The organism is Kluyvera ascorbata ATCC 33433, assembly GCF_000735365.1.
In the GTDB taxonomy this organism is placed as follows: domain Bacteria; phylum Pseudomonadota; class Gammaproteobacteria; order Enterobacterales; family Enterobacteriaceae; genus Kluyvera; species Kluyvera ascorbata.
Genome location: NZ_JMPL01000002.1, coordinates 64,016 through 81,162, shown reverse-complemented (window position 1 = coordinate 81,162; position 17,147 = coordinate 64,016). Strand labels below are relative to the sequence as shown.

The following is a 17,147-nucleotide window of genomic DNA, read 5'->3' as shown; positions in this document are numbered from 1 at the left end:
GGAAACTTATCAGGAGCCCATGCGGTAGTTCGGGGACTCTTTGGTGATGGTCACGTCATGAACGTGGCTTTCCTGGATACCCGCGCCGCTGATACGCACGAATTCAGCCTTCGTACGCAGCAGGTCGATGGTACCACAGCCGGTCAACCCCATACAGGAACGCAGGCCGCCCATCTGCTGGTGAATGATCTCTTTCAGGCGACCTTTATAGGCTACGCGACCTTCGATACCTTCCGGTACCAGTTTGTCGGCAGCATTATCGCTCTGGAAGTAACGGTCGGAAGAGCCTTTAGACATCGCGCCCAGGGAGCCCATACCACGGTAAGATTTGTAAGAACGGCCCTGGTAGAGTTCGATTTCGCCCGGGGATTCTTCGGTACCTGCCAGCATGGAGCCTACCATCACGGCAGCAGCACCTGCGGCGATCGCTTTGGCGATGTCACCGGAGAAACGGATGCCGCCGTCGGCGATAACCGGGATACCGGTGCCTTCCAGCGCTTCAACCGCGTCAGAAACGGCGGTGATCTGCGGTACACCTACGCCAGTTACAATACGAGTCGTACAGATGGAGCCAGGACCGATACCCACTTTAACCGCGCTGCAACCGGCTTCAGCCAGGGCACGAGCGCCTGCACCAGTTGCCACGTTGCCGCCGATGATCTGCAGGTCTGGGTATTTTGCACGGGTTTCACGGATACGTTGCAGAACGCCTTCGGAATGGCCGTGGGAGGAGTCAATCAGCAGGACGTCAACGCCCGCCGCAACCAGCGCATCAACGCGGTCTTCGTTGCCCGCACCTGCACCAACCGCCGCGCCTACGCGCAGACGACCTTTCTCATCTTTACAGGCGTTTGGTTTACGTTCTGCTTTTTTGAAGTCTTTAACGGTGATCATGCCCAGCAGGTGGAAGCTATCGTCAACCACCAGCGCTTTCTCTACGCGGCGTTCATGCATTTTAGCGAAGACCACTTCACGTGATTCGCCTTCGCGAACGGTAACCAGGCGCTCTTTCGGCGTCATATAAACGCTCACCGGTTGGCTCAGGTCGGTCACGAAGCGCACGTCACGACCGGTGATGATACCGACCAGTTCGTTTTCTTCGGTCACAACCGGGTAGCCCGCGAAGCCGTTACGCTCGGTCAGCTCTTTCACTTCAGCAAGCGTCGTGGTTGGCAGAACGGTCTGTGGGTCGGTAACCACGCCAGATTCGTGTTTCTTCACGCGGCGAACTTCTTCCGCCTGGCGCTCGATGGACATGTTTTTGTGGATAAAACCAATGCCGCCTTCCTGTGCCAGGGCAATTGCCAGGCGCGCTTCAGTCACGGTGTCCATTGCCGCAGAGAGCATAGGAATGTTCAGACGAATCGTTTTGGTCAGCTGGGTGCTGAGGTCAGCAGTGTTCGGCAGAACGGTAGAATGAGCGGGAACGAGGAGGACGTCGTCAAACGTCAGGGCTTCTTTTGCGATACGTAGCATGGGCAATATCTCACCTGGGAGGTTATTAAATATTGCCGCGGCATTATACAGAGCGTAAGCGATTGCATCTACACTTTTTTGCAAAAAATGCTTGCGATCGCCCCCCGGCAGGTTACTATCGACTGAATAACCTGCTGATTTAGAATTTGATCCCGCTCACATGTTATCCTCACAAAGCCCCTCAATTTTTACCGTTAGCCGCCTTAACCAGACGGTGCGTCTACTGCTTGAGCAGGAGATGGGCCAGGTGTGGATTAGCGGCGAGATTTCAAACTTCACTCAACCTTCTTCTGGCCACTGGTACTTCACCTTAAAGGACGATAACGCCCAGGTGCGCTGCGCGATGTTCCGCAACAGCAACCGCCGCGTGACGTTCCGCCCTCAGCATGGGCAACAGGTGTTGGTCCGCGCCAATATTACGCTGTACGAACCGCGCGGTGATTATCAAATCATCGTCGAGAGCATGCAGCCAGCGGGCGAAGGGTTGTTGCAGCAGAAATACGAGCAGCTGAAGGCGAAGCTCCAGGCCGAAGGCCTCTTTGACCAACAGTTTAAACAGCCGCTCCCCTCACCGGCGCACTGCGTTGGGGTCATCACCTCGAAAACCGGGGCAGCGCTGCACGATATTCTGCACGTGCTGAAACGCCGCGATCCGTCGCTGCCGGTGGTGATTTACCCTACCGCCGTCCAGGGCGAAGATGCGCCGGGGCAAATCGTGCGCGCCATTGAGCTGGCCAACGCCCGCGGCGAATGCGACGTGCTGATCGTCGGGCGCGGCGGTGGTTCATTGGAAGATTTATGGAGCTTTAACGACGAGCGCGTGGCGCGGGCTATTTTTGCCAGCCGTATTCCGGTGGTAAGCGCCGTCGGCCATGAAACCGACGTCACCATTGCTGATTTCGTTGGCGACCTACGCGCGCCGACGCCGTCCGCCGCAGCGGAAATCGTCAGCCGCAATCAGCAGGAGTTAGTTCGTCAGATCCAATCCGCTCAGCAGCGTCTCGGCATGGCGATGGACTACTATCTTGCCAACCGCAGTCGCCGCTTTACCCAGATGTTCCATCGCCTCCAGCAGCAGCACCCGCAGCTGCGACTGGCGCGCCAGCAGACGACGCTAGAACGTCTTCGCCAGCGCATGAGCACGGCGCTGGAAAACCAGATGAAGCAGGCCAATCAGCGCCAGCAGCGCACGCTACAGCGCCTGAATCAGCAAAACCCGCAGCCGCGCATTCATCGCGCCCAATCGCGTATTCAGCAGCTGGAATATCGTCTGGCCGAGAATATTCGCGCGCGCCTCAGCGAGCAGCGCGAGCGCTTTGGCAATGCGGTTACGCATCTGGAAGCCGTCAGCCCGCTAGCAACGCTTGCCCGTGGCTACAGCGTCACTACCGCCAGCGATGGCAAAGTGCTGAAGCAAACGAAGCAGGCGAAGGCGGGAGAGATGCTGACTACGCGTCTGGCAGACGGCTGGGTAGAAAGTGAAATCCGCACGGTCACCGCACAGAAGAAAACGCGAGCGCGTAAAAAAGCGTTGTAAGAGACCGATGATAAGGCCAATGCCTGATGGCGCTGCGCTTATCAGGCCTACTACCGGGCACAAACGCACGTAGGCCGGGTAAGGCGCAGCCGCCGCCCGGCATAAACGTGCTACCACCATAAAATTATTCGCCGACCGGCACCCACTCCACCCGCTTTTTCGATATCAGGCCGTGGCCGTTCTGGCAGAAGTAGTCCACCGCGCCGCAGGCTTTCAACACCTCCAGCGGTTTGTGGCATTCCGGGCAGCGCGCCTCCAGCGTAAAATCTTTCTCGCAGTGGTCGCAGTGTGCCTGGTTACCCAGCACCTCCAGCGAGGCCTGACAGGTTGGGCAGATGAATTCCATGACGACTCCTTAACGCGGTTCTTGTGCCACTATTTTACCACGACTCACCGCTCAGTGTTCCCCGCGTAGCTGCTGCTGGATACGTAAAAGCGTCTCCACTTCCGCCATGCGTCGCTGAGTGAGTTTTGCCACTTCATCCGGCGCGCGGAAAAACAGGCTACGCTTGCCGAGGATTTGCTCTCCGAGACAGTGCGCATAAATGGCACCCGGTCGCGTCCAGCGCATCACGCTATCGCCATCAATCAGCTCCACGCTTTCACCCCCGGGGGCACGGGTCTGGCTGATAATGCGCCCGTCGCGCAGATAAATACGGATCCCTTTGCGCTCAACGCCCGGCCCGGCGTATTTGTTCAGCCACAGGTTAACCGGAATATGACCCAGCGTGCCTTTGAGATGTGCCTCCCCTTCCGCCGTTTCGGTATCGCCATGCGCGATAGGCCGCCCCAGCCGGTCTTTCACCTGTTCCGCCACCAGCTGAATCTCATCGCTACCGCCGAGATAGCGCACCGTCTCACGCATCATCGCCAGCACGTGGGTGCCGATATCAACAATCACGCCATCAGGATGGCGAAACTCACGGGTGTCGGGCTCGCCGGTGGTAAAGTTCAGGGCGATAGGCTCGCCTGCGGCATTAAAGCCGCTCGGCTCCAGCAGAAAGCCGTCGATGCTGACAATATCGTCCAGCGAAGTCACCAGCGGCGCGGTCACGCTCGCCGAATCCTCCGGCCGCCAGCGGTCATCCATTTTCCCCTGCGCCAGACACCACGCGCCATCGCGAGCCATCCAGTGGTCCAGCGCCAGCACGCGTCGGGCATTGTCTTCATGGGCAAGACGTTGGCGCAGGCTATCAATTTGCGCAAGCGTGGCGGCGACCGGTTTCTCCACCACGATGCGGGGAATATCAGAGCGCAGCGCCTGCTCGAGCGCGGGCAGATGCTGCAACGAGACGGTGGTGATAAACAGCACATCAAGCGGCTTTTCCAGCAGCTCAGCCAGTGACGCGCAGGCGTTCACGCCCGGGAGCGTGCGCTGCGGATTCAGGTCGTATCCCCAAAGCGAGGAGATAGGGAATGACAATCGTGCTAGCGCAGGAAGATAGGCGGTTTCTACCACTGCGCCCAGGCCGATAAATCCAATATTCATAATTTCCGACTCACGTATAAGAAAACGACATTTAGCGCCATTATGCGTGAAGCGCCACCGTGAAGTATTGTCCGCGGTGGCGTATCGGGTTACACAACTGCACGTAATCGGGCAAAACCTTCGGCCAGATCGGTCTTCAGGTCATCCATATCTTCGAGGCCAATCTGAATGCGCAGCGTCAGGCCGCCCGGCTGCCAGGTAGTGGCGGTACGATAGTCAGCGCAGTTGAATGGAATCATCAGGCTTTCAAAGCCGCCCCACGAATATCCCATGCCGAAAATACCCATATGATCCAGCATGTTCGCCACGCCCGCTTTGGTAAATTCCGGCTTAAGGACGAAAGAAAACAGCCCCGATGAACCGGTAAAATCACGCTTCCACAGTTCATGCCCCGGGCATTCCGGTAGCGCCGGGTGCAGTACCTTCATCACTTCAGGGCGTTCACTTAACCAGTGCGCCATCTCCAGACCGCGTTTTTCCGCCTCTTTCAGCCGCAGATGCATGGTGCGCAGGCCGCGTAGCGCCAGGAAGCAGTCTTCAGCGCCGGGCAGCATCGCCATCAGATCGTAGGTCTGGCGAAGCTTAGGCCACCAGCTTTCATTAGCCGACACCACCCCCATCAGCAGGTCAGAATGCCCACCGAGGTATTTCGTCCCCGCTTCCAGCGACAGGTCGCAGCCGTGTTCGTGGGCGCGGAAGAAAATCGGCGTCGCCCAGGTGTTATCGATAATGGTGGCAATATTGTGCTTTTTTGCCGCGCGGGTCATCGCCGGAACATCCTGAATCTCAAAGCTTTGCGAACCCGGCGATTCCAGAAACAGCGTGGTGGTATTGGGCTGAAACAGGCTCTCAATCTCCGCGCCAATCAGCGGGTCATAGTAGGTGGTCTCAATGCCCATTTTGGTCAGCATCCCGGCGCAGAAATTGCGGGTTGGCCGATAAACGCTGTCGGGCATCAGCAGGTGATCGCCCGCTTTCAGGGTGGTCAAAAGCGATAGCGCAATCGCCCCCAGGCCAGACGGCGATAGCACCGTACCCGCCGCGCCCGCCAGCGCGCTCCAGGCATTTTCCAGGCTGGCGATAGTCGGCGTGCCCATCGTGCCGTAATTAAACTCGGCGCGATTATGCTCAAGATCGTTTACCGTCGGGAAAATCACCGTCGAGCCGCGATAGACCGGTACGTTCACAAACCCCGCCTGTTTGCTGGCATCCCGGCCAAGCTGGGTGATTTGGGTACTGATGTTAAAGTCGGATGTGGATCGATTACTCATGGATTACCTCATTAATTTCCCTGGTCGCGAAAACATCGTAACCACCGAACGTTACTCAAAGAACTTAAAGAAAGGCGATAAGCACAGCAAGATGCCGAAGAAAATGATGAACCAGACACCTACCCCTTTGAACTGATGCAGCACCTTCACCTTATAAACCAGATAGCAAGGGATCAGACAGGAAACCAGGCCAAATAGCGGACTCCCCAGTTGCATAAAGAACAGGATCGAAAAGCGCGTGGAGATCCAGACCCACAGCCCGAGGATCACCCCAATGCTGATGGCCACATGCAGCACCTTCTGGTTAATTTTTTCTTCTGGAATAAACCGGGTAATCACGTTAACAACGATCCCCTTGATGGCTTCCTGAAAACCAAGATAGATACCAAGAAACGCCGTCAGAATGGCAAAGATATTTAGCAGCGCGCTCATCGCCTTAACGACCGAACCAGGAATAACCTGAGCTGCAATAGCAAGCGCCGATATATTCTGTTCAAAAGCCGATACGGCCTGCTCGTGGCTAATGGCAAAGGTGAACGAAAAAGCAAAAAACAGTACCGCAACGGCCAGAATAATATAGGCCACTCGATTGGCGCGAATCGCCCGATAAGTCGCAATACGTTTATCGGCTTCTATCTTGCGATACGCGATATTCATTGGGCTTAATATCTGTACAAATAAAATAGAAAATAACGTAAAGGGTAGCGTCAGGAAAACGTCACGCATAAACTCCAGAACGGGCGGAAATGCGCTGATATTGCTGAAGTTCCAGTACGGCACCATCACCAGACCCAGCATTACGATAATACCGAACTTCACGCACACCATCGGGCCAGAAACCTTAAACAGCAGCTTTTCACCCTGCGAAGCAATGCAGACCAACACCGTCAGAATTATTAGCCCATACCAGATAGAATCAGACAGCAGCCCTTCCGTCAGGCCAAAGGTTTGAATATAAGATGCACTATCAAAACTTACCGCCAGCGAGTAAGAAAACATTCCGTGTAGCAGCATCAGGAAGTAGGCAATACCTAAGCCTATCCCCCAGTTTTTCCCCAGATATTGGGTGATGACGCTGGCGTAATCCTGGCAATCATCCGTTTCTGACAGCGTTTTCAGATAAAGACTCTGCAGGATGTAAATGGCGGGGTATGAAATTGCCACCGAAACAATAAAGACCCAAATCCCTTTAATACCTACCTGTACTGGCATAAAAACGATGCCAGAACCAATGGCCATACCAATGCAGAGAATCACCCAGCCAACATCATATTTCGTGAAGGGAATGGACTTATATAAATTATTAGATTTATTTTCGAGTATCTCAGCCATTATATGCATTCCTATTTATAAGTGTTATTTAGAATAGAAACTCAAAAAACCGTATTGATGTACCTGTCAGTACAAATGGTAGGGGATCTGATAGGGATAAAGAAAGGTCTGAACGGTGTTAATCACTAACAATACCTTTGCGTTTAACGCAAAAATTGACGAGCCTCTCGATTTTTATGAAGAGATAAATAACACCATTAAAAACAAAGCATTAAACCATAAAAAGATTCTATTTTTCTTTCCTGCTTCGTTCGGGTAAGGTAGCAGAAGACGGCGTTTTTTATTGCGCATAGCGAATAGATGGGGCGTCGAGTCATGTTTACTGTGATTGGCCTCAAATTTCAAAACCGTCATGGCTATAAATCGTTAAAAAAGGAATAGCGATGTCATCAAATAAAAATGCGGCACTCGCGAAATTAAAAATTGATAACTATTCCATTTTTCATCACCTGAAAACGTTTATCAAAGTGGTGGAATGCAATAGCTTTTCTGCAGCCGCACACAAGCTGAACCTGACTCCCTCTTCCGTGAGTCGCAGTATCAGCCAGCTTGAGGATCAGCTCGGTGTCGTGCTGTTAAAGCGAACCACCCGTACCCTAATTCTGACCGAGCCGGGGCAATATCTGCTGTTCCGCGCACAGCGCCTGTTAGAAGAGCTGGACGAGTCGTTGGCCAATATCGCCAGCTTCAACCATCACCCGCAGGGCAAGCTGCGCGTCACCTGCTCTATTGCCTTCGGCGTCTGCCATCTTATGCGAATTTATAGCGAATATCGCCAGGATAATCCGGACGTCACGCTCGGTGTCGATTTAAATGACCAGAACGTTAATCTTAACGAAGAAAATTTTGATATAGCCCTTAGGATTACCGCACACCCGCCGACCAATTTTGCATTGCGTAAAATCTGCAAAATAAACTGGGTGTACTGCGCCAGCCGGGACTATTTTGCGCGGTGCGGCATACCGCAAAGACTGGAAGATCTTGAGCAACACGACTGTCTGATAAACCCCAATGTTTCCGATAACTGGCGCTATCAGAACGTCAATGGCGGCTTTAGCGCGCTAAAGGTGAAGAGCATAATCGAAGTGAACAGTACGCTCGGGCTACTTCATGCCGCGTTGCATCATCAGGGGATTGTCAGCCTGCCGACCTACATGCTGGGCGATTCAATCGCCAGAGGGGAACTGGTGCCTGTACTGACGGAATACAGCGCACGGGAAAATGATTACAGCCTGTATGCACTGTATCATCCGGGGCATTACCAGGATCCCAAAGTCAGAAGTTTTATCGATTTTCTGGTCGAAAGCATCGGGGAAAACCCCGACTGGGATCGCTGGATGCAAAGCCCCGGAGAGGCGTAGCAAATTACTCGTTGCCCCACTCATTGAGGAAGTTGGCAATCTCATCAATACGCTGGGCGCTGATACCGGCTTCAGTCGCCATCTCCTGCTGCGCCTCTTCGCTGATCTCTTCGTTGTTCATTAAACGGGTCAGCAGCAGCTGGAAGTAATGCGCCAGTGAATCCAATTCAGACTCACCGACGGGCTTGGCTGATTCTGAGGCGTACTCTTCGGCAATATCGTAATACTTCAGTGGAATGTCATTATTCATACATCGCTCCTGGGGTTAGTCTCATTCTTCGACGCTGTACAGGTTTCAGACCTTCAGCATTTTCACCGTGGCTTCAATATCAATCTCATCTTCTGAGAAGATAAGCGTCGTGCCCTGGAAAGTGGTGATCGCCAGCTTCTTCAGCGTACGCATTTCACCCTTTTTCTCCGCCGATTTCGGCTTGATGCTGTTCATCAGAAGCCCCACGGACAGCACGGCATTCTCTTTATCAATCGGGGCATCGGCAGGTACTTCCTCACTGTAAACCAGGAAGGATTTGATCGACGTGAGCTTGATACGCTCGCCCGCGATATAGATATGCTTGCTTTCCGGAATGACCTTCACCGCATAAGCAGACAGCCCTTTGTTATTCGTCGTGGGTTCGAAGGTCACCGCGGCATCTTTCTTAATTAGATCGGGGTTGGCAACCTTAATCACATGAAAATAGCGGTTATCGCCGTTTTCATCTTTGATAAACCCAAAACCTTTATCTTTAAACCAGGTTGTGATTGTTCCGTTCATCGACCTTACCGCCTACTTTAATCGTTTATTGACTCAATTTTTGCAGCGCGCAGTGTAAAGCACAATGCGTGCACAAACTATGTCTTTGACTTAAGCCTGGGTGATAATTTTCAGCTACGCGAGCAAACTCCGTTATAAGCCACCGCTTAGGTTCATTTATTCTGACCACGGCCGGGCCACATTCAACCGTCGGTACATCGAAGGCGTGATGCCGACGCGTTTGATAAAAGCCCTTCGCAGCACGTCGCTGCTGGAATATCCGCACTGGCTGGCGATGGTTTTCAGCGGCAGCGTACCGCTTTCCAGCAGCATTTTCGCGCGGTCAATGCGCCCGGCCTCCAGCCACTCACCGGAGGCCATATTCATCTCCTGGCGAAAAAGCCGGCCCAGATGGCGAGCGCTCAGACCAATATGGTCGGCCATATCCTGCAGGTTCAGCACCGTTGCCAGATTCGCGAGCGTCCAGCGCTGTAAATCCTGGAACGCGTTGCGACCGGTCGTGGAGACTGCGCTGTGGCGTATAAAATGTCCCTGATTAACCGGGCGGCGGAAAAACATGACCAGATTACAGGCAATCTCCTGCGCCACCTCGCGCCCCAAATCCTCTTCCACCAGTCGGATGGCTAAATCCATACCCGAAGTCACGCCCGCCGCCGTTCTGACCGGGCCGTCCGCCACATACAGTGCATCCGCATCCACCTCAACGTCTGAAAACGTCGCCATAAACCGGGAGGTCATGGCCCAGTGCGTGGTGATTTTACGCTGGGTCAGCAGCCCCGTTTGCGCTAATAGAAACGCGCCGGTACAGACGGAGCCATAACGACGACTGTTTTCACAAAGTCTGCGGATACGCGCGATTTGCTCATCGTTCAGCGTCTGCTGCCAGACTTCCGGCGCACCGGCCAGCAAAAACGTATCCGGCTGAAGTGCATCTGTGTCTGCCAATCGCGCGTTCGCCACCAGCTTCACGCCAGACGAGGCGCTCACCGTCGTCTCCTCCAGCGCGATAACGGCAAACTCATACACCTCGCGATGCAGGATCCGGTTAGCCTCAGCAAAGACATCCAGCGGGCCGGAAACGTCCAATAGCTGAACGCCAGGCACGGCAAGAAGGGCAATAACACGTTTCATAAATGGGGGAGTCCTGATTCGATGCAATGTCTTAAATCGTCGTAAAACGACAATTCATGACATATAGAATGCCTTGTAAACTCCCCTTCAACAACCCGTGAGGAGGAAAATATGACTATCAACGTGCAAGGCATCCGTATTCCCGACAGCAAACTGGCCCGCGAAACCACTGAATTTATTCGCGATACCGAAAGCGATCTGCTGTTCCATCATTCCAGCCGCGTCTACTACTGGGGCGCACTGGCCGGTTTACGCCGCGAACTGAAGGTAGACCACGAGTTGCTGTATGTCGGCTGCATGTTCCATGATATTGGCCTGACACATGAGCACTGCAGCTGTGATAAACGTTTTGAAGTGGATGGCGCTAACGCCGCCCGCGCCTTCCTGGAAGGGCACGGCGTGGCACCCGCCGATATCAATAAAGTGTGGACGGCGATAGCGCTGCATACCACGCCGGGTATCCCGGAATTTATGGCACCCGAAATTGCGCTGTTAACCGCTGGTGTAGAAATGGACGTGCTGGGTATCGGTTACGAGGAATTTAATGACGAGAGCCGTGAAGCCGTGGTTCAGCAACACCCGCGCCTCGACAATTTTAAAGAGAACATCATCAGCGCATTCTACGACGGTATTAAGGGCAAAACGCAGACCACCTTCGGTAACGTAAAAGCAGACGTTATTGCCGACAAAGACCCAACGTTTGTTCCCGGCAATTTCTGCAGCGTGATTCGTCAGTCGCGCTGGAAATCTTAGCGCGGGCAACGTGCGCTTTGACGCCGGATGGCGCTCTGCTTATCCGGCCTACAGCGACCATAAAAAAACCCGCTTCCGCGGGTTTTTGGCTATTCGGCGCTAAAAGAATTGCTTATTTGCTCTTCTTAATGTGTCGAATCAGACGCTGACGCTTACGCATCTGGGTTGGCGTCAGCGTATTGCGTTTGTTCGCATACGGGTTCTCGCCTTCCTTGAACTGAATACGGATAGGCGTACCCATCACGTCCAGCGATTTGCGGAAGTAGTTCATCAGATAGCGCTTGTAGGAATCCGGCAGGTCTTTCACCTGGTTACCGTGGATAACCACAATCGGCGGGTTATAACCACCGGCGTGGGCATATTTCAGCTTCACGCGACGACCACGAACCAGCGGTGGCTGGTGATCTTCAGTCGCCATGGTCATGATGCGGGTCAGCAGCGCGGTACCGACGCGACGGGTCGAGCTATCATACGCTTCACGGATAGATTCAAACAGGTTACCTACGCCGCTGCCGTGCAGCGCGGAGATAAAGTGTACGCGAGCAAAGTCGATAAAGCCCAGACGGTAGTCCAGGGTCTCTTTCACCTGCTCTTTCACTTCCATGCTCAGGCCGTCCCACTTGTTGACGACGATAACAAGTGAGCGCCCACTATTGAGGATAAAGCCCAGCAGCGACAGGTCTTGATCGGAGATACCTTCACGGGCATCAATGACCAGCAGACAAACGTTAGCATCTTCAATGGCCTGCAGGGTTTTGATAACGGAGAATTTCTCAACCGTATCCGTTACCTTGCCGCGCTTACGCACACCTGCGGTATCAATAAGCACGTATTCACGCTCATCGCGCTCCATCGGGATATAGATACTGTCACGGGTAGTGCCCGGCATATCGTAAACCACCACGCGGTCTTCGCCGAGGATACGGTTAGTAAGCGTAGACTTACCTACGTTCGGGCGACCGACGATAGCGATTTTGATTGGCAAATCCTGCGGGTTGAAGTCGTCTTCCGGCTCTTCTACCCCTTCGCCATTTTCAGCGTCGAATTTGGCCCAATACTCGGCGTCTTCGTCCACTTCTTCCGGCGGGTTGATGTCGTCAACGAACGGCAGCAGAACGGTTTCCAGCAGGGTGGTCACGCCACGGCCATGAGAGGCCGCAATCGCGTGGATTTCACCAAGGCCCAGCGACCAGAAGTCAGCAACGGCCTGATCCGGGTCAATACCGTCCGTTTTGTTCGCCACCAGGAAGGTTGGCTTTTCACGAGCACGCAGATGTTTGGCAATACCTTCGTCCGCAGGCATCAGCCCCGCACGTGCATCAACCATAAACAGCACAACGTCGGCTTCTTCAATCGCCAACAGTGACTGCTCCGCCATGCGCGTTTCCACGCCCTCTTCCGTGCCATCGATACCGCCGGTATCGATACAGATAAACTCACGCCCTTCAACTTCAGCACGACCGTACTTACGGTCACGAGTCAGACCCGGGAAATCCGCAACCAGCGCATCACGAGTGCGCGTCAGGCGGTTAAAAAGCGTGGATTTTCCAACATTAGGGCGCCCGACAAGCGCGACCACAGGTACCATGTTAAAGCCTCATATACTCAAAATTTTGACAAAATCTATAAATAGCAAACGGCCCCTGAGCATTCAGGAGCCGTCCATTGCCGAATTAACGCCGGTGTTAACGCGTAATCGCGTAAACCGTACCGTCTTTCGCCTGAATCAGCAGTTTACCGTCGGCAACAACCGGGTCCGTCAGGAAGCCCGCGCTGTCAACTTTTTGCTGAGCCACGAAACGGCCATCTTCCGGGTTAATCCAGTGCATGTAGCCTTCTGCATCACCTACCACCAGGCTGCCATTATACAGCGCCGGAGAGGTCAGCAGACGGTGCAGCAGATCGCTCTGCGTCCACAGGGTCACGCCACCGTCGGTGGTCAGCGCCAGCAGACGGTCATTCTGGTCAACGATGTAGATACGGTCGCCGTCAACGATGAAGTCGTTCACCGAGCCCAGCTCGCGTTTCCACATAATCTGACCGCTACGCAGATCCAGCGCCGTCAGGTTACCATTGTAGGCTAACGCGTAGACAACGCCATTCACGATAACCGGAGTGGTATCTACATCGCTCAGACGGTCGATTTCGGTAGAGCCGGTAGCCTGAGAAATACGCTGCTGCCAGATCATTTGACCCTGCTGCATCAGTACCGCGCTCACGCGACCGTTATCGCCGCCAACAATCGCCGCGCCATAAGCAACAGCCGGTGCAGATTCGCCGCGCAGAGAAAGCGCTGGCATATCCAGGTTCACCGTCCATTTCACAACGCCGCTGTTTTCATCCAGCGCCTGCAGCTGACCGTTGCTGGTGTGAACCAGAACCAGGCCATCGCTGACGGTTGGACGAGAAAGCACTTCGCCTGCTGCCGTGGTTTTCCAGACAACAGCGCCGTCGCCCGCATCCAGCGCATAAACCTGCGCTTTTTCGCTGCCCACGTACACGTGGCCACCGGCAACGGTCAGGCCGCCGGAGAGCAGCGCTGGCTTACGAGAGAACCAGCCATCTTTTTCTGCCAGGTTAACGGACCACACTTCTTTCCCGTCATCCGCGTTCAACGCTTTCACGGTACCTTTACGGTCAGCCGCGTAAACCACGCTGTCCGCATAGGCCGGATGCAGGTTGGAGTAGAAATCACCGATACCGCTGCCGACGGAAACATCCCATGCGGTAGACGGCGTAAACTGGTTTTCTACGGTTGGCAGAGGAGACATTTTAACAACATCTTCTTCGCCGCTAAACAGTGAACAACCACTCAACAGAGTGACAGAAAGCAGTCCTGGCAAAAGTAATTTACGCAATTGCATCGGGTCCCTCTCAGACGGACAAATTATTAATTTTCATGCGCATCATTTCGCTCAGCGCGGGCGATGCATCGCTCTTAGCGCCAGCTTCCCACGCCGCACGTGCGCCCTGCTTGTCACCTTTACTGAGCAGGATTTCCCCGCGTAAATCAGCAACAATTGCCGTCCAGCCTTCGCCCTTCACGCCTTCCAGCGTTTTCAGAGCAACGTCAGGCTGCTTCAGCTGTAGCTGAACGCGCGCCAGACGCAGGCTGATAACGGATTTCAGATTATCATCAGATGCGGCTGCCAGGCCCTGCTGCAGCTGTTTTTCAGCCTGAGCAAGGTCGCTTTTGTCCACGAAGACCTGAGCCAGTTCCAGAGAGGCAAACGCACCATAGGTGTTTTTGGTCTCTGCGGCAAATTTCTGAGCCGCGGCCAGCGCTTCCGGTTTCCCTGAACTAAGAGAAGAAACGGCATTTTCGTAAGCCGCGGAAGATTCCCGGGCCGAGTCTACCTGATGGGAATTCCAGTAACGCCAGCCAACCAGCGCACCGATCCCTAAAATTACCCCAACGGCCAGCGCTTTGCCATTTTCAGCAAAGAAGCTTTTAAGCGCCTCAACCTGATCGTTTTCGTTATTTATTTCCACGCAGCCCTTCTCCTGATAATGATGTCCTGGAGATTAACCCAGAATAGTGCGCAAATGCGCGGCAACGCCTTCCTGCGTTACGGTTGTCTGCTCACCAGAGCGCAAATCCTTCACGACAACAGTGGCTTGCTCAACTTCTGACTCACCCAGAACCAGGGCAATACGTGCGCCCCATTTATCAGCGCGCGCGAACTGTTTCTTAAAGTTGCCGCCGCCGTGGTTGGTCATCAGTTTTACACCCGGTAATGCATCACGCACCTGTTCTGCCAGACGCATTGCGGCTGACTGAGTATCGGTGCCTGAAGCAACCAGGTATATATCGACAACAGGATCTGCTTTAAATTCCGGATTAACTGCCTGAACTAATAAAACAAGACGTTCCAGACCCATCGCGAAGCCTACCGCAGGGGTAGCGCGGCCGCCTAACTGCTCAACCAGACCATCATAACGACCGCCGGCACACACGGTACCCTGCGAGCCGAGGCTGTTGGTAACCCATTCGAAAACGGTACGGTTGTAGTAGTCCAGGCCGCGAACCAGACGCTGGTTAACGGTGTAGGCGATACCGGCAGCATCAAGCTGTGCGCACAGGCCAGCAAAGTGCTCACGGGATTCTTCATCCAGATAGTCGCCAAGCGCAGGAGCGTCATTCAGCAGCGCCTGAACGTCTGCGTTTTTGGAATCCAGCACGCGCAGCGGGTTGCTGTACATACGACGTTTGCAGTCTTCATCCAGCACTTCAACGTGTTGCTCAAGGAAAGCGACCAGCGCGTCACGGTAGTTGGCTCGAGCTTCCAGAGAACCGATGGAGTTCAGCTCCAGATTCACGTGTTCAGAGATACCCAGCGCACGCCACCAGCGCGCAGTCAGCATAATCAGCTCTGCGTCGATGTCAGGGCCCTGCAGACCGAAGACTTCGCAACCCAGCTGATGGAACTGGCGATAACGTCCTTTCTGAGGGCGCTCGTGGCGGAACATCGGCCCGATGTACCACAGACGCTGCTCCTGATTGTACAGAAGACCATGTTCGATGCCGGCGCGTACACAGCCCGCAGTACCTTCCGGACGCAGCGTCAGGCTATCGCCATTGCGGTCTTCGAAGGTATACATCTCTTTTTCAACCACGTCGGTCACTTCACCGATAGCGCGTTTGAACAACGGGGTCTGCTCTACAATCGGCAAACGGATTTCGCTATAACCGTAGCTGCCGAGCACCTGCTTGAGTGTGCCTTCAATGCGCTGCCAGATGGCGGTTTCGCCAGGCAGATAATCGTTCATGCCGCGAATGGCTTGAATGTTTTTTGCCACGTTAATTCTCTTTATATATAAAAATGAACCCTCAGCGCGTTCAGCGCCTGGGGTTCAATCATACACAGGAAGCAAGCCGCTTCCCATCTCGTTATTTTTCAACCTGCTGAACGTCGATACGGCGCGCTTCATCAAGCACCGAGGCTTTCGCGCGGATTCTTGCTTCAAGCTGGCTAATCATATCGTCGTTATCAACGCGGTCTTTACGCACGCCGTCTTCGTACAGGCCGCTTTTTTTGTTGCCGCCGGTCACGCCCAGCGTCGACACCAGCGCTTCGCCAGGGCCGTTTACCACGCAGCCGATGATCGATACGTCCATCGGGGTGATGATATCTTCGAGACGCTGTTCCAGCGCGTTGACCGTCCCGATAACGTCAAATTCCTGACGTGAACAGGTTGGACAGGCGATGAAGTTGATCCCGCGCGCGCGGATGCGCAGTGATTTCAGAATATCGAAACCAACTTTGATCTCTTCAACCGGATCCGCCGCCAGCGAAACGCGCAGCGTATCGCCGATCCCTTCGGACAGCAGCAGACCAAGGCCAATCGCCGACTTCACGGAGCCGCTACGCAGGCCGCCCGCTTCGGTGATCCCAAGGTGCAGCGGTTGATCGATCTGTTTCGCCAACAGGCGATAAGATTCCACTGCCAGGAAAACGTCTGACGCTTTCACGCTGACTTTAAACTGATCGAAGTTCAGACGATCGAGGTGATCCACGTGACGCATGGCTGATTCCAGCAGCGCCTGCGGCGTAGGCTCGCCGTATTTTTCCTGCAGATCTTTTTCCAGCGACCCGGCGTTAACGCCGATACGGATAGGGATGTTTTTATCGCGAGCGCAGTCAACAACCATGCGAATACGCTCTTCGTTGCCGATGTTACCCGGGTTAATGCGCAGGCAGTCAACGCCGTACTCCGCCACTTTCAGGGCAATACGGTAGTCGAAGTGAATATCGGCAACCAGCGGGACGTTAACCTGCTGTTTGATAAGCTTGAAGGCTTCTGCAGCGTCCATCGTCGGTACGGATACGCGAACGATATCCGCCCCAACGCGTTCTAACGCCTTAATTTGATTAACCGTCGCTTCAACGTCTGTTGTGCGCGTATTGGTCATCGACTGTACGGCGATAGGAGCCCCATCGCCGATCGGCACGTTCCCAACGTAAATGCGTGTGGATTTTCTACGTTGAATTGGAGCCTGGTTGTGCATGAAAAATCTCCCGCA

Annotated in this window: 16 protein-coding genes; 3 read left to right on the top strand and 13 right to left on the bottom strand. The window is 54.2% G+C overall.

Going from position 1 to position 17,147, the window contains the following annotated elements:
• Positions 1–9 precede the first annotated feature (9 nt).
• On the bottom strand, positions 10–1,476 hold the full coding sequence (guaB, locus tag GKAS_RS01035; protein ID WP_035891430.1) for an IMP dehydrogenase: 1,467 nt from the start codon (positions 1,474–1,476) through the stop codon (positions 10–12).
• A gap of 160 nt (positions 1,477–1,636) precedes the next feature.
• Between guaB and xseA the strand changes: the two genes are divergently transcribed.
• Positions 1,637–3,013 carry an exodeoxyribonuclease VII large subunit gene (xseA, locus tag GKAS_RS01030; RefSeq protein WP_035891428.1) on the top strand — a complete coding sequence of 459 codons (1,377 nt, stop codon included), beginning with the start codon at positions 1,637–1,639 and terminating at the stop codon, positions 3,011–3,013.
• Between the two features lie 124 nt (positions 3,014–3,137).
• Here the strand turns inward: xseA and GKAS_RS01025 are convergent, their stop codons facing one another.
• From GKAS_RS01025 to GKAS_RS01010, 4 genes are all read right to left on the bottom strand, one after another.
• Positions 3,138–3,359 carry a zinc ribbon domain-containing protein gene (locus GKAS_RS01025; protein WP_035891425.1) on the bottom strand — a complete coding sequence of 74 codons (222 nt, stop codon included), beginning with the start codon at positions 3,357–3,359 and terminating at the stop codon, positions 3,138–3,140.
• A gap of 51 nt (positions 3,360–3,410) precedes the next feature.
• Complete coding sequence (locus tag GKAS_RS01020) at positions 3,411–4,502, bottom strand: Gfo/Idh/MocA family oxidoreductase (RefSeq protein WP_035891424.1); 1,092 nt, start codon at positions 4,500–4,502, stop codon at positions 3,411–3,413.
• Positions 4,503–4,591: 89 nt separating this feature from the next.
• The gene (gene metC / locus GKAS_RS01015) at positions 4,592–5,773 is read right to left on the bottom strand and encodes a cystathionine beta-lyase (RefSeq protein WP_035891422.1); all 1,182 of its coding nucleotides are present in this window, start codon (positions 5,771–5,773) and stop codon (positions 4,592–4,594) included.
• A 51-nt stretch (positions 5,774–5,824) separates the two neighbouring features.
• The gene (locus GKAS_RS01010) at positions 5,825–7,105 is read right to left on the bottom strand and encodes an amino acid permease (RefSeq protein ID WP_081918511.1); all 1,281 of its coding nucleotides are present in this window, start codon (positions 7,103–7,105) and stop codon (positions 5,825–5,827) included.
• Between the two features lie 383 nt (positions 7,106–7,488).
• On the opposite strand from GKAS_RS01010, the gene GKAS_RS01005 reads away from it, so the two are divergent.
• The gene (locus GKAS_RS01005) at positions 7,489–8,466 is read left to right on the top strand and encodes a LysR family transcriptional regulator (protein ID WP_035891416.1); all 978 of its coding nucleotides are present in this window, start codon (positions 7,489–7,491) and stop codon (positions 8,464–8,466) included.
• A gap of 4 nt (positions 8,467–8,470) precedes the next feature.
• Here GKAS_RS01005 and GKAS_RS01000 read toward each other — a convergent pair whose 3' ends face one another.
• From GKAS_RS01000 to GKAS_RS00990, 3 genes are all read right to left on the bottom strand, one after another.
• On the bottom strand, positions 8,471–8,716 hold the full coding sequence (locus tag GKAS_RS01000) for a DUF2543 family protein (RefSeq protein WP_035891414.1): 246 nt from the start codon (positions 8,714–8,716) through the stop codon (positions 8,471–8,473).
• Between the two features lie 45 nt (positions 8,717–8,761).
• On the bottom strand, positions 8,762–9,238 hold the full coding sequence (locus GKAS_RS00995; RefSeq protein WP_035891411.1) for a cold-shock protein: 477 nt from the start codon (positions 9,236–9,238) through the stop codon (positions 8,762–8,764).
• Positions 9,239–9,394: 156 nt separating this feature from the next.
• Entirely contained in the window at positions 9,395–10,369 is a 975-nt protein-coding gene (locus tag GKAS_RS00990) for a GlxA family transcriptional regulator (RefSeq protein ID WP_035891408.1), read from the bottom strand.
• A 111-nt stretch (positions 10,370–10,480) separates the two neighbouring features.
• On the opposite strand from GKAS_RS00990, the gene GKAS_RS00985 reads away from it, so the two are divergent.
• Positions 10,481–11,122: an HD domain-containing protein gene (locus GKAS_RS00985; protein WP_035891404.1), complete on the top strand. Its 642-nt coding sequence runs from the start codon at positions 10,481–10,483 to the stop codon at positions 11,120–11,122.
• A 112-nt stretch (positions 11,123–11,234) separates the two neighbouring features.
• On the opposite strand, the gene der is transcribed toward GKAS_RS00985, so the two are convergent.
• The 5 genes from der to ispG all read right to left on the bottom strand — a co-directional run bounded on the left by der (position 11,235) and on the right by ispG (position 17,132).
• Positions 11,235–12,710 carry a ribosome biogenesis GTPase Der gene (der, locus tag GKAS_RS00980; RefSeq protein WP_035891400.1) on the bottom strand — a complete coding sequence of 492 codons (1,476 nt, stop codon included), beginning with the start codon at positions 12,708–12,710 and terminating at the stop codon, positions 11,235–11,237.
• Between the two features lie 97 nt (positions 12,711–12,807).
• Entirely contained in the window at positions 12,808–13,986 is a 1,179-nt protein-coding gene (gene bamB / locus GKAS_RS00975; protein WP_035891399.1) for an outer membrane protein assembly factor BamB, read from the bottom strand.
• A 10-nt stretch (positions 13,987–13,996) separates the two neighbouring features.
• Positions 13,997–14,614, bottom strand: coding sequence for a YfgM family protein (locus GKAS_RS00970; RefSeq protein WP_035891397.1), 618 nt, complete (start codon positions 14,612–14,614; stop codon positions 13,997–13,999).
• Positions 14,615–14,647: 33 nt separating this feature from the next.
• Positions 14,648–15,922 carry a histidine--tRNA ligase gene (gene hisS / locus GKAS_RS00965; RefSeq protein WP_035891394.1) on the bottom strand — a complete coding sequence of 425 codons (1,275 nt, stop codon included), beginning with the start codon at positions 15,920–15,922 and terminating at the stop codon, positions 14,648–14,650.
• A gap of 91 nt (positions 15,923–16,013) precedes the next feature.
• On the bottom strand, positions 16,014–17,132 hold the full coding sequence (ispG, locus tag GKAS_RS00960; RefSeq protein ID WP_035891392.1) for a flavodoxin-dependent (E)-4-hydroxy-3-methylbut-2-enyl-diphosphate synthase: 1,119 nt from the start codon (positions 17,130–17,132) through the stop codon (positions 16,014–16,016).
• Positions 17,133–17,147 lie beyond the last annotated feature (15 nt).